19 protein-coding genes are annotated in these 17084 nt (G+C 56.4%); 6 read left to right on the forward strand and 13 right to left on the reverse strand.

Annotated features, from left to right (window positions below):
• Nucleotides 1–254: 254 nt before the first annotated feature.
• Nucleotides 255–1355 (reverse strand): DNA primase regulatory subunit PriL, encoded by a 1101-nt coding sequence (priL, locus tag RCI_RS04335; protein ID WP_012035181.1) that lies wholly within the window; start codon nucleotides 1353–1355, stop codon nucleotides 255–257.
• 280 nt (nucleotides 1356–1635) lie between these two features.
• Between priL and RCI_RS04340 the strand changes: the two genes are divergently transcribed.
• Nucleotides 1636–1827 carry a hypothetical protein gene (locus RCI_RS04340; RefSeq protein WP_048198023.1) on the forward strand — a complete coding sequence of 64 codons (192 nt, stop codon included), beginning with the start codon at nucleotides 1636–1638 and terminating at the stop codon, nucleotides 1825–1827.
• Between the two features lie 53 nt (nucleotides 1828–1880).
• Here RCI_RS04340 and RCI_RS04345 read toward each other — a convergent pair whose 3' ends face one another.
• The 6 genes from RCI_RS04345 to RCI_RS04370 all read right to left on the reverse strand — a co-directional run bounded on the left by RCI_RS04345 (nucleotide 1881) and on the right by RCI_RS04370 (nucleotide 7257).
• Nucleotides 1881–2621: a DNA polymerase sliding clamp gene (locus RCI_RS04345; RefSeq protein ID WP_012035182.1), complete on the reverse strand. Its 741-nt coding sequence runs from the start codon at nucleotides 2619–2621 to the stop codon at nucleotides 1881–1883.
• Nucleotides 2622–2763: 142 nt separating this feature from the next.
• Nucleotides 2764–3084 (reverse strand): transcription factor S, encoded by a 321-nt coding sequence (locus RCI_RS04350; RefSeq protein WP_012035183.1) that lies wholly within the window; start codon nucleotides 3082–3084, stop codon nucleotides 2764–2766.
• A gap of 329 nt (nucleotides 3085–3413) precedes the next feature.
• Nucleotides 3414–4850: an alanine/glycine:cation symporter family protein gene (locus tag RCI_RS04355; protein WP_012035184.1), complete on the reverse strand. Its 1437-nt coding sequence runs from the start codon at nucleotides 4848–4850 to the stop codon at nucleotides 3414–3416.
• 106 nt (nucleotides 4851–4956) lie between these two features.
• A complete protein-coding gene (locus RCI_RS04360) occupies nucleotides 4957–5505 on the reverse strand; it encodes a hypothetical protein (RefSeq protein WP_012035185.1) in 549 nt (182 codons plus the stop codon).
• Between the two features lie 150 nt (nucleotides 5506–5655).
• The gene (locus tag RCI_RS04365; protein ID WP_231844939.1) at nucleotides 5656–6321 is read right to left on the reverse strand and encodes a PHP domain-containing protein; all 666 of its coding nucleotides are present in this window, start codon (nucleotides 6319–6321) and stop codon (nucleotides 5656–5658) included.
• 309 nt (nucleotides 6322–6630) lie between these two features.
• The gene (locus tag RCI_RS04370; protein ID WP_012035187.1) at nucleotides 6631–7257 is read right to left on the reverse strand and encodes a CDP-alcohol phosphatidyltransferase family protein; all 627 of its coding nucleotides are present in this window, start codon (nucleotides 7255–7257) and stop codon (nucleotides 6631–6633) included.
• A 130-nt stretch (nucleotides 7258–7387) separates the two neighbouring features.
• On the opposite strand from RCI_RS04370, the gene RCI_RS04375 reads away from it, so the two are divergent.
• Nucleotides 7388–7939, forward strand: coding sequence for a nicotinamide-nucleotide adenylyltransferase (locus RCI_RS04375; protein ID WP_012035188.1), 552 nt, complete (start codon nucleotides 7388–7390; stop codon nucleotides 7937–7939).
• A gap of 250 nt (nucleotides 7940–8189) precedes the next feature.
• A complete protein-coding gene (locus RCI_RS04380) occupies nucleotides 8190–9383 on the forward strand; it encodes a glutathione-independent formaldehyde dehydrogenase (protein WP_012035189.1) in 1194 nt (397 codons plus the stop codon).
• Between the two features lie 56 nt (nucleotides 9384–9439).
• Here the strand turns inward: RCI_RS04380 and RCI_RS04385 are convergent, their stop codons facing one another.
• Genes RCI_RS04385 through RCI_RS04395 form a run of 3 tightly spaced genes read right to left on the reverse strand, consistent with a single transcriptional unit; the run spans nucleotide 9440 to nucleotide 10871 of the window.
• On the reverse strand, nucleotides 9440–10063 hold the full coding sequence (locus tag RCI_RS04385) for an orotate phosphoribosyltransferase-like protein (RefSeq protein WP_012035190.1): 624 nt from the start codon (nucleotides 10061–10063) through the stop codon (nucleotides 9440–9442).
• A 1-nt stretch (nucleotide 10064) separates the two neighbouring features.
• Nucleotides 10065–10559 (reverse strand): NOB1 family endonuclease, encoded by a 495-nt coding sequence (locus RCI_RS04390; protein ID WP_012035191.1) that lies wholly within the window; start codon nucleotides 10557–10559, stop codon nucleotides 10065–10067.
• A gap of 6 nt (nucleotides 10560–10565) precedes the next feature.
• Nucleotides 10566–10871 (reverse strand): hypothetical protein, encoded by a 306-nt coding sequence (locus RCI_RS04395; protein ID WP_012035192.1) that lies wholly within the window; start codon nucleotides 10869–10871, stop codon nucleotides 10566–10568.
• A 257-nt stretch (nucleotides 10872–11128) separates the two neighbouring features.
• Between RCI_RS04395 and RCI_RS04400 the strand changes: the two genes are divergently transcribed.
• Nucleotides 11129–11401, forward strand: coding sequence for a hypothetical protein (locus RCI_RS04400; protein WP_231844940.1), 273 nt, complete (start codon nucleotides 11129–11131; stop codon nucleotides 11399–11401).
• A 6-nt stretch (nucleotides 11402–11407) separates the two neighbouring features.
• Here RCI_RS04400 and RCI_RS04405 read toward each other — a convergent pair whose 3' ends face one another.
• Nucleotides 11408–11932 carry a metallophosphoesterase gene (locus RCI_RS04405; protein ID WP_012035194.1) on the reverse strand — a complete coding sequence of 175 codons (525 nt, stop codon included), beginning with the start codon at nucleotides 11930–11932 and terminating at the stop codon, nucleotides 11408–11410.
• Between the two features lie 125 nt (nucleotides 11933–12057).
• Nucleotides 12058–12279 carry a hypothetical protein gene (locus RCI_RS16605; protein WP_148266523.1) on the reverse strand — a complete coding sequence of 74 codons (222 nt, stop codon included), beginning with the start codon at nucleotides 12277–12279 and terminating at the stop codon, nucleotides 12058–12060.
• Between the two features lie 140 nt (nucleotides 12280–12419).
• Between RCI_RS16605 and RCI_RS04410 the strand changes: the two genes are divergently transcribed.
• Both RCI_RS04410 and RCI_RS04415 read left to right on the forward strand, forming a co-directional pair.
• The gene (locus tag RCI_RS04410) at nucleotides 12420–14585 is read left to right on the forward strand and encodes an ATP-dependent DNA helicase (protein ID WP_012035196.1); all 2166 of its coding nucleotides are present in this window, start codon (nucleotides 12420–12422) and stop codon (nucleotides 14583–14585) included.
• Between the two features lie 258 nt (nucleotides 14586–14843).
• Nucleotides 14844–15521, forward strand: coding sequence for a 30S ribosomal protein S3ae (locus RCI_RS04415; protein ID WP_012035197.1), 678 nt, complete (start codon nucleotides 14844–14846; stop codon nucleotides 15519–15521).
• 85 nt (nucleotides 15522–15606) lie between these two features.
• On the opposite strand, the gene RCI_RS04420 is transcribed toward RCI_RS04415, so the two are convergent.
• The gene (locus RCI_RS04420) at nucleotides 15607–17043 is read right to left on the reverse strand and encodes a HEAT repeat domain-containing protein (RefSeq protein ID WP_012035198.1); all 1437 of its coding nucleotides are present in this window, start codon (nucleotides 17041–17043) and stop codon (nucleotides 15607–15609) included.
• Nucleotides 17044–17084 lie beyond the last annotated feature (41 nt).

Genomic DNA, 17084 nt, shown 5'->3' on the forward strand with positions numbered 1-17084 from the left:
TAGAGTGCTCATTTGATGACTATCTGCGTTCGATATTAGCTTTTTCCTTCTGTGATATCGAGTAGTAATCTGTGGATTCTGCAGAGGAATCTGTGGAATCAATCGGAATCTGTGGCATCTGTGAGGATTGGCACAGCGCAGCGTTCGTCAACGTTCACGAACACAGAAACAACAGTATGCAATTATTCTGGTAATAGTAGATAGTGCAGCTTTCGTCCACTATCGCAGGCTCAGGGGCTTCAGCACGACAGGATTCAATTACCCGGCGAGTTACCGGTCTCTACATGAACGTTCTCAGCGACAGTATCGACAGCCTTATCCTTGCTTCCTTTGAACGCCTGCGCTGCCGCCATCTCTTTCGCCCTCCTCCGCTGTGACTTCCGATAGTAGGACAGCGGGTGGGTGACATACTCGCATAACTTGTTTTTCCCGATACAGTTGCCGTAGGTCATCATGGTCTTGCACCCGGGGCAAGTGTACTCGGTGCCGCTGCCGCCGGTGATGTGCTGCACCTGGTAGTGGGTGAGGTCCTCCCGGAAGTCGGGGGCCATCCGGTATAAATCCATGATGGCGTCCTTGTCGAGTCCGATGTTGGCGAGGAAGGAGGTCAGGGCGAACCGGGCAGTGTGGGGCAGGTTTATGCCTTTCTGCAGGTCTGCCAGCAGGTTTTTCATGCAGGGCGGGAACGAGTCCTGGGTTACTTCACCATCGCCTGAGAGGCCTTTTTCGCTCTTGAGCTTATCCAGCGATTCCCGGATCTCCGCCAGGTAAGGCTCCAGTACAGGCTTCATTTCCGCCGGTACCTTAGCGCCGAAGCCGGCCTGGATTTTTTCTCTGACCGCCTCTTCCAGCAGGCGGGTAAAAGTTTCCCGGGACACATAGACCATACCAGCCACTACCTTTCGGTTGATCAGCTTCCACTCGAGGTTCCGCAGCCCGGCGGCATACCGAAGATAGTCGGTGAAGTGGATGATGAACTCCCGGTCTTTCGCCCGGGCAGTTATGCCGAAGTCCCGGCCCACGTCCATGAGGCCGGTGTCGCTTTCGTCGAGCAGCAGGGTATACGCCCGCTTGGATTCCCACAACGCAAACCGTTTCATCAGGTACTGGTCTTCAGTCATCGCCACCAGCATACGGGCAACCGGATAAGAGAGCAGTTCCCGCTCCGGGTCAGGCAGCAGATCGTCTGCCTGGACATCGCCCTTAATCGAGTTGAGGACCCGTTTTTTAGCCCTCAGCCGCACCTGTCCGTAAGCCGGCTTCTGAAGGATGTCCTCCATGGAGTAGTTGCGGTCCCTGACGTAGGACAGCGCTTCCTGAGTAAACGGATACTTTGCAAAGCCGACCGCGTCCATGACAGGTGCTCCTCGTGCTGACTGTAGCAGTATAAGCTATTCCTGTAATAATGGCAGGGCCAGAGGTAAAAACTTTTTTCAGGGCTTGCCAGGTAATTGAAAAAATGTGATACTGATACTATCCACGGTAATCGCCCGGACAACGAAACTTTAGCTTAAATCACCGAGCTCCGCCTGGTGTTCGCGTTCTGTCCACATTCAGGACCAACAGGTCCAAGTTTTGTTTTTTCTACGGGTCATTTTCATTGCAATATAGTACGGATGAGATTCTGGTGATGATATGGCCAGGAGGATGGAAGTGTCAGAAAAAGGCGGCATGTCTGTAAAAGAGGCAGGCCGCAAGGGCGGTCAGGCTACCTCAAAGTCCCACGATCGCAAGTTCTACGAGGAGATTGGGCACAAGGGCGGGGTAAAAGGCGGCCAGAGAGTCAGGGAGCTAATCCAGAAGGGGAAAGAAGCTGAAAGAAAATAATGTAGTGGCGTCAAGTTTGCGGTACAAACTTGAGCCTTTCCCTGTAAATTCATTTACTCAGACTCGATTCTCGGCGCCAGCAGGTAGATGACAGTGCCGTTGCCACTGGCAATGCTGAAAGTGAACTTGACAGGGTAGTCGGTGCCGAGGTCGATGGTTACCTGTTCGGCCTTGCCCAGGGACTTGACGATGTCGTTCAGGTAGTCCAGCGAGAATAAGGACCTTACGTTGCTCGTCGCCTGCAGAGAGATGAGGTTTGATTCAGGTATCTCCAGGCGCACCTTGTCCAGGTCGCCCTCGGCCTCGACGTAGAAGGTCTTGTCCTGCACGCCCAGGGCCATGTGATCGGATACCTTTTCCGCAGCCTTGACTGCTCTTTTCAGCTCTGCGCCGTTCAGCACGATCTTTCCGGGCAGTTCGAGAGCCGGCACTTTCGGCTCTTTCCTGATGGAGCCGGGGTCGAGCAGCGACAGAGTATATGCGAGCCCTCCCGTGCGAATCTCCAGTTTGCGGGTCTCTTCATTGAGGTTTAGCTCGAGCCGGTCGTCCCTGGCAGTCATGCCGAGGATGTCCATGAACCTGACCAGGTCTATGCCTATCTCGCCATCGGTAGCCTCGAAGGTGTCAAACGCCTTAGCGTTCAGGTCGAATGCCACCATGGCGACGTTGGCAGGATCAACCGCACGTGCGGAGATGGAGTCCTTCGTGATCCTGAACTTGGCCTCGTCGACCAGCGTCGATACGGCCTCGATCGCGTCCTTGAAGACCTCTGCATTGATTGCCGCCTTGAACATGTTATATTCCTTGCCCTTGGTTATTACTAACTGTAGTTAACGCTATAGCTAAATAAAAGCTTTGATAGAGGTACGAAGGTCATGCATGTATGCATGATACTCATGCTCACGCATACCTACGTATACCTGTAAATGCCCGGCGTTAGTTATACTCACGCCAGGTCTTGCCGCACTCTGTACAGCGGAAAAAGCGCACTTCGCTCTCATCGGCGCTGCGCAGCTGGCGCATCCACCAGTAGGCCTTCTGGTTCCCGCAGTCGGGGCACTTGACCTCTTCAGTGGTGGGCAGGCCCGCGTCCTGCTTCTCGTCCAGCACAGTGATCTCGCGTTCCTGATCCTTGACGGGGCCGCCGACAATCATGTTGCCGGCCTGTGCCTTCTTTTCGTGGCCGCACTTGCGGCATTTCACCATGCCGCCACCGCCCGGCCTCATAATACTCTTGCATTTAGGACAGAATTCCATGAGTTAGTTCCCTCTCATCATCGATCGTACTATGCGTGGCAGTCCTAAGCCAGTCCGGCAGTTCGCTTGTACGTACAGGACAACGCGTTCTGCGCGCTGCGCTCTCAGCCTGCAGCAGATCGATATCACCGGCCATCTCAGGCATCTGTGAGGATTTGAATAGACGCCAGTAAGCTTAAGGGTTGCGGCGCTATCACCCGGTCCGATCCGGCTTCACTTAAGTTCATTGCCTCATATTATAAAAATTATTTGCGCAGGGAATAATGACGCTCACCGATCAGGACATCACGGTGTCATAAAAAAGAAAAGGGGTAAGTAGTATACCCCTTTTAGGCCGGCACCTTGTCGATACCGCCGCTCTTCTTGCCAGCCTTGCGCTCGTCGAAGTACTTCTTCGTCTCCGCGACGACCACTCCGCTCAGCGCAACGAGGGCGATCAGGTTGGGTATGGCCATCATGCCGTTGAACGTGTCGGAGATATCCCATACCAGGCCGACCTTAGTCACGGAGCCGAACAGCACCGCGGCCAGGAAGACGATCTTATAGACCCGCTTCATCCTGTTGCCGAACAGGTAGTGGAAACACTGTTCTCCGTAGTAAGCCCAGCCGAGGATGGTCGAATACCCGAACAGGACTGCGGAGGCGACGGCGATCAGCAGGCCGATCGGACCCAGAGAGTTAGCGAAGGCCGCGATCGTCAGATCTGTGCTTGAGAACGTGCCGTCGTCCCACAGGCCGCTGGTCAGCACTACCAGGCCGGTGATCGAGCAGATGATGAGCGTGTCGATGAACACTTCGGTAATCGCTATCATGCCCTGGTATACGGGCTTGTTAGTCTTGGCCGCTGCATATGCGATAGGTGCGCTGCCCAGACCGGCTTCATTCGAGAAGACACCTCTCGCCACACCGTACCTGATAGCCTGCGAAACCGCGTAGCCTGCCGCACCGCCGACCGCCGCATAGGGTGTGAAGGCGTAGGTGAAGACCAGCATTAAAGCGTCCGGTATTTTAGAGAAGTTCAGGACCAGCACCAGCAAGCCGCCGATGACATACAGAATGGCCATGAAGGGCACCAGGACGGATGCGACTTCGCCGATCCTCTTGATGCCGCCGAAAGTGACAAGAGCAGTGATAAAGACAAGGATGATGCCTATGACGACGCTGAGCAGAGAGACGCTGCCGAGCACGGGCACGTCGACGCTGCCTATTGCCTGTACCTGAGAGGTAAGGGCGAGCGTAACCGAGTTCGCCTGCACCATGCTGCCGATACCGAACGCCGCGATCATGCCGAAAAAGGCGAACAGCATGGCGAGCCACTTCATCTTCAGCCCTTTCTCGATGTAGTACATCGGGCCGCCCGACATAGTCCCGTCGGCGTTCTTCGTCCTGTACTTCACCGCCAGGACTGCTTCCGAGTACTTAGTCACCATACCCACCAGGGCAGTGACCCACATCCAGAACAGCGCACCCGGGCCACCGAGCACTATTGCAGTAGCGACACCGGCAATGTTACCCGTGCCGACCGTGGCCGACAGGGCGGTACACAGCGCGTGGAACGAGGGGATGTCGCCCTCCTGGTCAGATTTCCGGCTCTTCGCCGCGTGCAGCATCATGGCAAAGGCATGCGGCAGCTCCCGGAACTGCAGGCCTTTCAGCCTCAGGGTCAGCAGCAAGCCAGTACCTACCAGCAGGACCAGCATTACGGGGCCCCACACCCAACCGTTAACGGTGTTTATCACCTGTTGTACAACCTCTAGAACTCCCATGGAATTTCCTCAACTAGATAATATGAAAGGGCTAGAGTACAAATCGGATAAATAGATATCGGTTTTAGCCGGCGCAAGCAGCCCATACATGCGCCGGCTTAGCTACTCAGGGCCTAATCACAGGCGGTTTCTTGATCAGGGAGTACAGCAGCGCCCCGATGACCGCCAGAATGACGCCGATAATCAGCGTTACCGGCAGACAGCAGACGATGTTGCCGATGAGGGAGCCGATGATCGAGGTACCGTCATACCCGGTCAGGAAGCTGAAGAGTATGGACAGGACAATGGCTACCGGCCGGTGAATGAGCTCCGCCACGGCTCCGGCGATAGCACCTGCGAGGGCGGCTTCGCCTTTCGTGACAAATGGCGCCATCTTTGCCGCCAGCGCTCCCGCACCGATAAAGGTCAGCAACTTCAGCGCCTGGATAGCCAGATAGCCGAGGCTTATACCCATGAAGCCTGTAGATGGCAGCTCAGGCGGCCCCTCCGGAAGGTTCTCGGGATCTGCATACTGCTCCTGCCACTGCATCGATTCTTCCATAAACTGCTGCCCGCCGATCACGTTGACCAGAATATCGCCGGCGAGCGTCAGCAGGATCAGGACTATGGCTGCGATGACGCCAGCCTTGATTGCCGCTGCATATTTAGGGTCCATGATAACGCATCCTTACCCTACAATTATATTGGCGGCTAATAATAACAATATCTCGATATATGTGCGCCGACAAAATCAGGCAATAGTGGGGCGGTAGCACGTCTGATAAGTTGTTGGGTTCGTCTGTCAACAGGGCTGGAGATGAGATAGCTATGGCAAAAACAGCCCTTCATTCTTGAAAATGTGTCTGGCCGTGTTATTCGCCCACGCCACCGAGCCGACATCTGCAACCTTGTGAGCGTCGCTGCCTATTGTGTACTTCACCCCGGCATCCCGGCACTTTGCCAGGAAATCCCAGGAGGGCAGGCAGTGCTTGGAGTTGATCTCGATCGCTACGTTGTTGTCCCGGAGCGCCTCGACCAGCAGGTCCTCATATTCCTGAATAGGGCTGAACTGGACGCCCGCGCTCCACGCATGGTGGGCGAGCACGTCGACCTTCTCGTCCTGCACCGCCCGTAAAACTGCATGATAGTATGTTTCCCAGGACTGCGCTCCGTGAAAGGATGCGAGGACGAGGTCCATGCCATCGCGATCGGAAAGGTAGACTTCACCAGTCGGGAGAATCTCAGCCTCGATGCCCACGAGCACTTTGACCCGGTAGGACGGCTGGAGCAACTCCACCTCTTTTCTCGTCTCCCTCACCATCTTCTCGGTGACAGCGCTACCGTGCCCCGGCCCGTGGTCGGTGATTGCCACCAGATCGAGCCCCTTTGCCTCCGCCGCCTCGATGACGTTGTGCACACTATCCCTGCCGTCCGATTTAGAGGTATGAACGTGCATGTCGACCTTCATGAGGAAAGCTCCGGTAATGCTCACTAAATATGGCTCGTGCGGGCTTATAATTTTGGTTTTAACATGACCATGATGACTAATGACCCCGTTGGCATCTATGGGTTCACCACAGAGTGCACAGAGTGCACAGAGGCTCACAAAGCGACTGGTTACCACAGAGACACAGAGTGCACAGAGACGCACAGAGACTTATTATATAATCTGCCATATGCCCAGCATGCTATCTAACAATCTCTGTGCATCTCTGTGCCTCTGTGGTAAACCGTTTCTCCGTGAGCCTCTGTAGTGAAAAATCAGTTTATGGGGAATATGCCCTGTAATCATGGGTATTCTTTAGTACCTATTCCTGTTCCAGTACAGGTAAAACACGCGCTGTAAGGCGGACAGGTTGGTCCCGATTGCCACGATTGCGACTGCTATAGTCATCGCGCTGTAGCCGAAGAAGGTGTAGGCGCTGAGGCAGGAGAATACTATCAGAGTGATGACGGTCTCTGGCCGGCCGAAGATGCCGATGCCTTCGAGGGGGTCTTTGATCTTGCCGTCGTGCTTCTGCTGGTAGCCGATCTCCGCGTAGACGACTGGCTTGATGAAGGTGTTGATCATCGACCCGATGATGGCGACGGCAACGAGGCGCATGTCGACCATGCCGCCGAGGCCGATGCCCAGCAGCACGATACAGTCCACGTACTTGTCGACGATCCAGTCGATGGCGGCGCCGAACTTCGACGCTTTTTTATTGATCCTCGCCACGCCGCCGTCGATGAAGTCGAGCAGCCCGGATAAGAGCAACGCGGCTGCGCCTGCATAGGCAACGTTGAGTCCGTAGAGCGTGCCTGCGGCTATGCCGAGCAAAAGAGAGAGCAGCGTGATCTGGTTAGGGGTGATGCCGGTAGCGGCAAAAACCTTAGACAGCGGGCTGATCAAGCCTATCAGGTGATCTCGGTACTTGGTAAGGTTCAAACGCCGCCCTCCAGGGACATGAATTGTTGAGGGAATTAGTACTTAAACTTGATGGGCGTCGCCGTGATACAGCAGGCGCTAATGATACATTAAAATACTTACCGTGCGATATCCTTATCCGAGTAGTGACATGGCCAAGGCATCTGCCCATTCCCGGAGCGGCGTCAGCCGCGCATTTTACATCGGCCGTTTTCAGCCGTTCCACCTGGGGCACCTGAAGGTGATCAGCCAGATCGCCGAGGACGTGGATGAGCTGGTGATCGGCATCGGCAGCGCCCAGCTGAGCCATACTCCAGAAAATCCTTTCACCGCAGGCGAGCGGATCATGATGATCTCCCGCAGCCTCGAAGACCTGGACCTTTACTATTACGTCATACCGATCAACGATATCTACCGCAACGCCATCTGGGTGTCCCACGTGGAATCCATGACTCCGCCGTTTTCTCAGGTCTATTCGAACAACCCCCTGGTATCGAGGCTTTTCTCCGAGGCGGGCTACGAGCTGAAGCACTCGCCTATGTACAACAGGGTCGCCTACTCGGGCACCGAGATCAGGCGTAGGATGCTGTCAGGCGAGGACTGGCAGCAGCTGGTTCCTCAGGCGGTAGTCAGGGTAGTGGAAGAAGTCGGAGGCATTGAAAGGCTGAAGCAGGTCAGCATGAAAGGTGACATTGAGAGCTAGTTTTAGAGGGGGTGTCAGGGGAACCTTTTCCAAAAAGGTTCCCCTGACTCTCGACACCCGATCGCAGCCCGAAGGGCAGCAGGAAAAACGATGTTTTTGAGGGGGCGCAGGGGGAACTTTTTACAAAAAGTTCCCCCGTACGCCAATCAAGGCCACCGGTATTATTGATATCCCGGCCTGAACAGGTTTACTTTATCGTTGCAAATGTTATTGTGCGGCCGTACAGACTCTGTGATGGTGAGTTGAGATCATGGAAGCAGTTGTCTATACGGGCCCGGGGAGCGTGGCAGTCAAAGACATCCCCCGGCCTCAGATCGAGCATCCGACGGACGTCATTTTACGGCTGACCAGCAGCGCTATCTGCGGCAGCGATCTGCACATGTACGACGGGCACACGGACGCACAGCCGGGGCTTGTGTTTGGCCACGAGCCCATGGGCATAGTAGAGGAGGTCGGCGATGCGGTCAGGCTGGTGAAAGAAGGTGACAGAGTGGTGGTGCCATTCAACATCGCCTGCGGCGTCTGCTTCAACTGCGAGCGCGGCTTCACGAATGCCTGCCTGACGATGAACGCGGCGAACCCGGGAGGGGCATACGGGTACACACATATGGGCCCGTACCTGGGTGCCCAGGCGGAGTTTACGCGGGTCCCTCATGCCGACTGGGCCTGCCTGAAGCTGCCCGGCCGGCCAGGCGACAGCAACGAGGATAACTTTCTGATGCTGGCAGATGTCTTCCCGACGGCGTATTATGCGACAGAGCTGGCTCAGGTAGCCCCTGGAAAAACTACGGCGGTCTTCGGAGCGGGGCCGGTAGGGCTGCTGTGCGTCCACAGCGCGCTCATGCGGGGCGCTCCGATCGTCTACTTAGTGGATAAGGATAAGAGGCGGCTGGAGATGGGATTGTCGCTGGGGGCTATACCGATCAACTTCCTTGACGGAGACCCCGTGGTTCAGATACAGGAACACCTGAAGACGATGCGTCCGCTGCACGACGCTATGCGGTACGGAGAGGATAAGATGCTGCGAGGGGTGGATTGCGTGATCGATGCGGTGGGCTACCAGGCGTACGATCGGCAGAACCCGGACCAGTTCAAGCCGAACCAGGTCTTGCTGGACATTGCGCGCGTGGCCAATTATACCGCGACGGTCGGCATTATCGGCGTCTACACGATGAGCGATCCGAGGGGAAAAACAGAAGCGGAGAAGAACGGGATGATCATGATGCCATGGGGCCTGATGTGGGAGAAAGGGCTGCAGATCGGCACCGGCCAGACTCCTGTGAAGCGCTTCCAGGCATTCCTCCGGGACCAGATCATAGCGGGCAAAGCGAGCCCGGGGTCTATAGTGACGGATCACATTAAAATCGGCGATGCGCCCGAGACTTATAAAGAGTTCGACAAGCGCGGCAGCGAAGTCGTCAAGGCAGTAATCCGGTTTATCTGAGACCGGACAGAAAAATTTTTTCGATGCCGGTAGCACCGGCATCCTTTCTTAAAATCTCAGTCGACCCGGCCGATGCGGATCAGGTGCTTGACGGGCACGTTGCTGATTGTGTCGGCGCCGCGCTTGTCGATGATCACCGCGATGGCCACAGCCTCTCCGCCCTGGTCTTCGATGAGCTTGATCGTCTCTTCCATAGTAGAGCCGGTGGTGATCACGTCGTCGATGATGACGCACCGCTTACCTTTTACGTTCGCGTAGTTCTCGCTGACGGTGGGCTGCATCTGGTGGTGTTTGCCGGTGTCGTCTGACCGGTGCTTGCCGGGATGGATGACTGCCAGGTCGACGCCGTACTGGTAGGCCACCACGTTGGCGAGCGGTACGCCGCTCAGAGCGATGCCTACTACGACGTCCACGTTGGTATCCATCTCGTTAAGGACCTCTTCTACCATGTCAGCCATGCAGGTGGCGATGAGCATGAGCCGGCTCGAGCTCTTGCCGATGGTGCTCCAGTCGATGAAGATATCCTTGGGCGCCTGTGCTCCGGTCTCCTTCCTGGCCCGGGTGAGCAGCCAGGTAGCCGTCTCCCGGGAAATGTTCAGCTCGTCGGCGATCTCGCCGGAGCGGAGACCTCGGTTCCTGAGTTCGATCGCCTTCTCGATAAGGTCGTTAACGTTCTTCATGTCACTTACTCCTCGTAGCGAATCGTTTTTTCTGCCTCAGGGGCGATCCGCAGACTTCGCATGTCTCGCCTTCCCGGTAGGCTCTGCCGCAGCCGGTGCAGCGCATTTCCCAGACGATCCCGTACCGGCTCTTTTTCTGTCTCAGGGCACGGATGCGCAGGCCCGCCTTCCGGGCGATGTTCTGGACGGAGTAGTCGTCGGTGAGCAACTCGACGTCTTTGCCTGCAGCCTGCTGTTCAAGCGCCAGGGCAAGTAGGTCCCGATCTGTCCCGGACAGCCGCTGATCGTCGCCCGTCGCCTCGGCCATCTTCCCGATGGCCTGAATGAACGAGTCCTGCGGCGGTATTATCTGCAGCCCTTGAAGCATATCGAGCCGCAGTTTAGACTGCTCGTCCTTTACTTCGCCATAAACTCCCGGCGTCGTCACGATCTCGCCGTCGCCCGGTATTGTGCCGTAGATGAAAGCGGACGTATCCAGCACATATGTGGTGACCATTGTTGCTTATTTTCTCCGGCCGCGATATAAATATATCGAAGCGTTACCAGATTCTTTCACGGGCGCCCCTGAGCAGCCGGCGTGGAGGCTCTCGTCCAGCCTGGTGATACGCTGCTGCAGTTCGTCAAGCTTATCTGACATCTGCTCGTGGGCCCGGGTGAACCTGACCGCCATCCCTTTTTCGTCGATCGCCAGGTATTCCTTAAGCGCCCTGCCCACATACTCTTCCGGCCTCATCCGGCCCCGCCTCCGCTCTACCCAGGCAGAGACTTCGTCGTCCAGCTCGATCAACAGCGTTCGCATTCTGACCATATCAATTTGAGCAGACCTTTATTTATATGTTAGTATTTTATATTTTAATTTCTTTGGCTTATTGAGAGATAGATGGCCCCAATATTGCTGAATAACGCAATTTTAAACGAACAGACAGTGCGTGAGAAGGCCGTTAGATAAACACTGGTATCGCAGGCTGGTAACCCGTAATGGGAGGTGTCAGCGGACCCTTATTTCGTAAAGGGTCAGCTACTTATAGCATAAGTACATTATAACGGGATATCCGGGGTATGGATATGGAAATGCCGATTAAGGCACCTGAAAAATACTATATCGTCTCAGTCGAACAATACCTGGCAATGCTGAAAGCCGAGAAAGTGAAGGACTGTTTTAGCGGCCTGCAATACCTCAGCACCAGGGATTCGTTCAAGGACAGGATCATCGTCGTCAGGACTAACGTCGCGGAGCAGATCAGAAGCCGGTACAATGTGACCCGGAGGGCATTCTACGGCGCCAACAGGAGCATCGAGTTCACTTCGCAGACCACCCTCGACACAGTGGATAATTAGCCTTTATCAGCCTTTTATAGACCGGGCGAAAGTCAGGTAGCCGCAGACGTCGCCTGACGCCACCTTTTCGATGCTGCCGGAAATCTTCCCGTTTTGGACAGTCAGCTCTACGACTGAAGGGTCGGACATGCGCGGGAAGGTAGGGCTTCCCGGACATACCAGCAGGACGTCGGTCTGATCGATGAGCGGCCTGTGGATGTGGCCGAAGATCAGCACGTCCACGCCCATCTCGAGGGCCAGGTACCTCATGTTGGTCAGGTCAGAGGTGTGCTTACCGGTATGCACCACCCCGAACCGGATCCCTTCGACCTCAAACTTCTCGCTCTCCGGCAGCAGGTCCTTTAAGGCAGGAGTGTCCGAATTGCCGTGGACCGCGACAAGGCGCTTACTGCCGCCCTTCAGCGACTCGTAAGCCTCCAGCGTGTTAAAGTCACCTGCGTGAACCACGAGGTCAGCCTTGCCCACAAGCTCCAGTAGTTCCCGGGGCAGCGGACAGGACAGGTGCGTATCCGATAGGGCGAGAATTTTCATAAGCTAAGATTCACCTGCTACGCCAATAAGTTTACCGTTTCGTAGGCCGGACGAACCCTCAGATCACGGATGAGAAATGAGAAAAATATGAAGGCCGGGCATGCCGTCGAGAGTTTCGCCGGCTGTTAAGCCGGGGGCCCCTGTGGCTTCACTGGCACGGCTAACTCAGGACGCTCCGGCAGCTTTCCGGGAGGCAGCCCGCCCATGACCATCTTTTCTCTCGGAGCCCCGCAGCCCTTACACTTTGGAGGGCAGCAGGAGCCGTGGTTGTGATAAGCGTGACACTTGCCAGGCGTACAGAGCACCTGGTGCTCAGTCCCACATACGGTACAAACCCATTTAGGCATGATTGTTCTGTTTACTACGAACAATAATATAGCTTTTGGGCTATTTGAGCAGATATCTGAGAATAAGTAATACTTTCACTACGCCAGTCACACGGTTAAATAGGTGATGCATCATAGAAACAGTATCAGGTTTACCAGCCATGGCAGCCGAGTACCAGCAGTTCTTCCCCAAGCCGGCCTTTTACCCGAACCAGAGGGAGGCAATGGACCGGATATATAACGCTCTCCTGGCCCGCAAGCTCGTACTCTTTGAGGGCGCCTGCGGAACAGGCAAGACACTATCAGCCCTGGCTCCGGCGCTGGCCATTGGCAGAAAGCTGGGCAAGAAAGTTGTGATTGCCACCAACGTCCACCAGCAGATGGAGCAGTTCATAGAAGAGGCCCGGGAGATCAAGGCCGTCTCGAACATCAAAGCAGTCGTTGTAAAAGGCAAAGCCCACATGTGCCCGCTGGAGAAAGACTACGAAGAATGCTCGGTGCTGCGGGAGAACACCTATGAGCTGCTTGAGCTGGAAAGGGACCTTGCAGACCTGCGCCGGAGGGAGAATGAAGCAACGGCGAAGGTCAGGACAGACAAGAGCTACGCTGATGTCCGTCAGGCGCTGCTCAACGAAATACGCTCGGGAGAGGAAAAGCTGGCAGGCCTGAAGAAACGGTCCTGCAGCTACCTCAGGGAAGTCCTGCTAAAAGAAAATGAGGCGTTCCGGGAGTGGCTGTTCGCGGGCGTCAGGACACCGGAAGAGATCGCGGCTGCCTCCCTCAAGGACGGCCAGTGCGGATACGAGATGCTCAAGCGATGCATGAAAGATGCGGAACTGATCATCTGCAACTACCATCACCTGTTAGATCCGGGCATTGCAGGCCGGTTTCTCGGCTGGGCAGGCTGCGATCTTGAGACTGCCATCCTGATCTTCGACGAAGCCCACAACCTGGAGCAGCAGGCCCGGTCGCACTCGTCGGTCACGCTCTCGGAGTATACGATAGATAAGGCGATCGGGGAGGCTGCCGCCATCAAAAGTCCCCAAAAAGACGACATAGAGTACTTCCTCTTTTTATTGAAAAAGACCGTCCGCAGCACTTATGAGTCCAGGTTCGGCTTCGGGGAAGCCGAGCGCCTGGGCCATGCATGGACCGATATCACGATCAGGGATCCGCAAGGCGGAGATGACGTGATCAGGCAGAAGCTCCTGCAGGAGCTGAAGGTCAGAGGCATCGACTACCGTAAGCTGCTGGAAGAGGCCATCGACAGAGGGCTGGACCTCGACGACCGGTACAAGAAAGATTTTAAGGAAGGCCGGTCGGAGGTCCGAAAGACGTCGTCACTGCTGGCCACATCTGCCTTCATGCTGACATATATCGACCGGGCTGACCAGACAGACTACTATCCCGTGCTCAACGTGCGACGATCCAGGGAAGGCGACGTCTACGGGCGCCTGGAACTGTTCTGCTGCATCCCCACGGACGTCACCAGACCGCTGCTCGGCGGCGCATTCGGGGCAGTCCTAATGTCAGCCACCCTGAAGCCGTTCGAGATGGTCAAGGCCACGCTGGGCATCGACCGGCCGACTGAGGAGATCACCTTCGGCACTACCTATCCAGAGGAGCGAAGGCGGACGCTGGCCGTGGACATCGCCCCCCAGTTCGCGAAGAACAGGGACGCGCCGGAGACAGTGAATGCCCTCGTCGGGCTGCTGAAAGATGTAGTGGACAAGTCGGAGGGCAACGTCCTCATCTTCTTCCCCAGCAGCGGAGAAGCCCGGAAATATGCAGGCATGCTGAACCTCGACGTGCCGGTCTTCATCGATGAGGCGGGCATCTCCGCCCAGGATACCAAGCTGGAATTCTTCAAGCACGGAGAGGACGGCAAAAAGGCGGTCCTGATCACCTATCTCTGGGGCACCCTGACTGAAGGAGTAGACTACAAGTTCGACCGGTGCCGCACCGTAGTAATAGTAGGCATCGGGTTCCCGAGCCTGAACGACCGCACGAAGGCCATCCAGCGGGCGTACGACGAAAAGTTCGGCCCCGGCAAAGGCTGGGACTACGGCGTCCTGTACCCCACAGTCAGGCGCATCAGACAGGCCTGCGGCAGGGTGGTGAGATCGCCAGCCGACTACGGTGTCCGAGTGCTGGCAGACGCACGGTTCACCCACGCCTCGGTAGTCAAGCTAAAGAAGTATTCCATCCACATGCAGTTCCCTGACTACGAGCGCAAAGAGTTCATCGACGTGAAGCCTGAGAAAGTTAAATATTCGATGATGAACTTTTTCGGGGATATAAGAGCGTCAGATAGCTCGAAGAAGTAGCGCTGCCCCGGAGGCAGTAGACAGTACGCCCTGTGGGCCCATTTTATAGCCCTCGGATGGGATACAGATATATACACCTTCAGATATCTATTATTCCAGCGCGCCAATCAGAACGTTGTTTTTGATTAGTGTGAAACGTCTGTACCGTACGGACGGTGCCTTACAGGCACAGCTACGGCTCCTTCCTACAAGGGGTCGCAATGCGGTTGTGGCTTTAACTAAAAACAGCCACCCTTAACACTACAAGAGGAGATAATTATGGCGAGAAAAGCAGGCAAGAAGGTTGACGCCTTCCGTGCAAAGAACTGGTACCAGGTCATCGCACCCGCAGAGTTCAACAGGGCCAACATCGGAGAAACTTTAGCCGATGATCCCGGCAAAATGATTGGCAGGGTCATGGAATCCACCCTCGGCGACGTTACCGGCGACTGGACCAAGCAGAACATCAAGATGATTTTCAGGATCGAGGAGATCGGCGGCAACAGCGCTTACACTTCGTTCCTCGGCCACGAGTTGACCAGGGACTACATGCGCTCCCTCGTGAAGAGGAGGACCTCTAAGATTGACGCCAACGTCGTCGTCACCACCAAGGACGGCTTTAAGGTCAGGGTCAAGCCCATCGTCTTAACGGTCAAGAGGGCCCGCACCAGCCAGATCGAGAGCATCCGCCAGATCATGATCAACGTGGTCAACAAGCGCGGCGCAGAGCTCGGCTTCACGGAATTCATCAACGAGGTCGTCACCGGCAAGGTCGCCTCCGAGATCTACAAGAACACCAAGAACATCTACCCGCTCCGCAGGGTGGAGATCGGCAAGTCCGAGCTCGTCTACAGGCCCGCCGTAGCCGCAGCCAAGGCCGCCCCGGCACCGGAACCGACCCCGGCACCCGCTCCGGCCCCGGAGACCGCTGCCCCCGCAGAGCAGCCGAAGGAATAAGCATAATATAGATGCGGCCCTGATGGGCTGCCCAAATTTTTTATTAAGAGATTAGCCACATGGCTGATACATTATAAACAGATCTTTAAGCCCCACGCTTCTTCAGCTTGATAAAGCTCAGGTTGACGTTCTTGTACTTCTGGAGGGCTTTGATGGCAGTTTCTCTGACGCCGGGGTCTTCGTCGCGGAGCATGGCCATGAGGGGCTTGACGGCGAGGTCGCTGCCTATCTCCCCTAAAGCCCAGGCGGTGTCTTTGCGGACGAACCAGTTGGAGTCCTGTAACGCTCTGATTAGAGGCTCAACTGCCCTGGCATCTTTGAGCATGCCCAGCGCCCGGGCGGCGTCTTTGCGGACGTAACCCCGGCTATCGTCGAGCATGCGGATGAGAGGCTCAACGGCCTGTGTATCCCCGATGCGCCCCAGGGACTCCGCGGCGTTTTCCCGGACTACCGGCTCATCGTCCTGCAGTGCTTCGATGAGTGCGGGCACGGCCCGGCGATCCTGGATTTTACCCAGCAGTTCGGCGGCGATCTCCCGCATGCCGGGGTCCTTGCTCTTCAGCTGGGGAATCAGGTGCTCAGTCATGTGCTGTAAAGCGATTTTTGCGTTCTTCCGGACGTCCGGGTCTTCGTCCTTTAGCGCTATGGAAAGCGCATCGATTGCCTTGATATCGCCGATCTCGCCAAGCGCCAGCACCGCGTCTTCCCGGACGAGCGTGCTGGAGTTGCTCATCGCGCTGATGAGCACATCTACGGCTCTGCGGTCCCGCAGCTTGCCCAGCGCCTCGGCTGCGCTTTTTCTGACCATCCACGACTCGCTACGGAGCGCCTTGATGAGGTGCTCGGTAGCCCTCGTATCGCCGGCGATACCCAGCGCCTCGGCTGCCGCTGCCCTGACTGTCTGCTCCGGGTCGGTACCGAGAACCCTGGTGAGAATGTCGATAGCTCTGCTGTCAGTGGACCTGCCAAGCGCCAGCGCTGCATCTCTACGGGCATAGGCATCCTGGCCGAGCACCATGGCGGCCAGCTCGTTGAAGGACGGCACGGAAGCGACATCCACCGTACTGGCAGGCGCTTTCGAGAGCTCTGGCGCAGGAGCTTCTGCCTGCAGTGTCGATTGTTTAAGCCGCTGCAAGGCTTGCGAAGCCGCCTCACACACGGTGCCGTCAGCGTCGGCCAGAGCGGCTTTCAAAGCCAGAGTGGCCCGAAGATCGCCGATTCTGCCCAGCGCCCTGGCGGATTCCCGGCGGACTCTTGCGTCGGCATCCCGAAGGCTGCCCATAAGGGGCACTACAGCCCGAAGGTCGCCGATGATTCCCAGCGCTTCGGCAGCGCTGCACCGGGTACCGTAATGCTGGTGCTGCAGCGCTTCAATAGCGGGCTCCGTCGCCTTCGGTCCCAGCAGGATCAGAGACCGCATTGCCTCGCGACGTACCAGGACGTCGGAGTCGGCCAGCGCGTCGATCAGGCGAGAAAAAGTGCCGGCTCCTCCGATGCCCGAAACTTCTGAGTTACCCTCCATGGTGAAAACCCTTAATTCACCTGTAGCAGTCTAAAATCTGG

Source organism: Methanocella arvoryzae MRE50 (assembly GCF_000063445.1).
GTDB lineage: Archaea > Halobacteriota > Methanocellia > Methanocellales > Methanocellaceae > Methanocella_A > Methanocella_A arvoryzae.

Excerpts from the sequence above, each read along its gene's own strand:
- priL (WP_012035181.1), bottom strand. The coding sequence starts at position 1,355 with ATGGACGCGGTCGGCTTTGCAAAGTATCCGTTTACTCAGGAAGCGCTG.
- RCI_RS04340 (WP_048198023.1), top strand. The coding sequence starts at position 1,636 with ATGGCCAGGAGGATGGAAGTGTCAGAAAAAGGCGGCATGTCTGTAAAA.
- RCI_RS04345 (WP_012035182.1), bottom strand. The coding sequence starts at position 2,621 with ATGTTCAAGGCGGCAATCAATGCAGAGGTCTTCAAGGACGCGATCGAG.
- RCI_RS04350 (WP_012035183.1), bottom strand. The coding sequence starts at position 3,084 with ATGGAATTCTGTCCTAAATGCAAGAGTATTATGAGGCCGGGCGGTGGC.
- RCI_RS04355 (WP_012035184.1), bottom strand. The coding sequence starts at position 4,850 with ATGGGAGTTCTAGAGGTTGTACAACAGGTGATAAACACCGTTAACGGT.
- RCI_RS04360 (WP_012035185.1), bottom strand. The coding sequence starts at position 5,505 with ATGGACCCTAAATATGCAGCGGCAATCAAGGCTGGCGTCATCGCAGCC.
- RCI_RS04375 (WP_012035188.1), top strand. The coding sequence starts at position 7,388 with ATGGCCAAGGCATCTGCCCATTCCCGGAGCGGCGTCAGCCGCGCATTT.
- RCI_RS04380 (WP_012035189.1), top strand. The coding sequence starts at position 8,190 with ATGGAAGCAGTTGTCTATACGGGCCCGGGGAGCGTGGCAGTCAAAGAC.
- RCI_RS04385 (WP_012035190.1), bottom strand. The coding sequence starts at position 10,063 with ATGAAGAACGTTAACGACCTTATCGAGAAGGCGATCGAACTCAGGAAC.
- RCI_RS04390 (WP_012035191.1), bottom strand. The coding sequence starts at position 10,559 with ATGGTCACCACATATGTGCTGGATACGTCCGCTTTCATCTACGGCACA.
- RCI_RS04395 (WP_012035192.1), bottom strand. The coding sequence starts at position 10,871 with ATGGTCAGAATGCGAACGCTGTTGATCGAGCTGGACGACGAAGTCTCT.
- RCI_RS04400 (WP_231844940.1), top strand. The coding sequence starts at position 11,129 with ATGGAAATGCCGATTAAGGCACCTGAAAAATACTATATCGTCTCAGTC.
- RCI_RS04405 (WP_012035194.1), bottom strand. The coding sequence starts at position 11,932 with ATGAAAATTCTCGCCCTATCGGATACGCACCTGTCCTGTCCGCTGCCC.
- RCI_RS16605 (WP_148266523.1), bottom strand. The coding sequence starts at position 12,279 with ATGCCTAAATGGGTTTGTACCGTATGTGGGACTGAGCACCAGGTGCTC.
- RCI_RS04410 (WP_012035196.1), top strand. The coding sequence starts at position 12,420 with ATGGCAGCCGAGTACCAGCAGTTCTTCCCCAAGCCGGCCTTTTACCCG.
- RCI_RS04415 (WP_012035197.1), top strand. The coding sequence starts at position 14,844 with ATGGCGAGAAAAGCAGGCAAGAAGGTTGACGCCTTCCGTGCAAAGAAC.
- RCI_RS04420 (WP_012035198.1), bottom strand. The coding sequence starts at position 17,043 with ATGGAGGGTAACTCAGAAGTTTCGGGCATCGGAGGAGCCGGCACTTTT.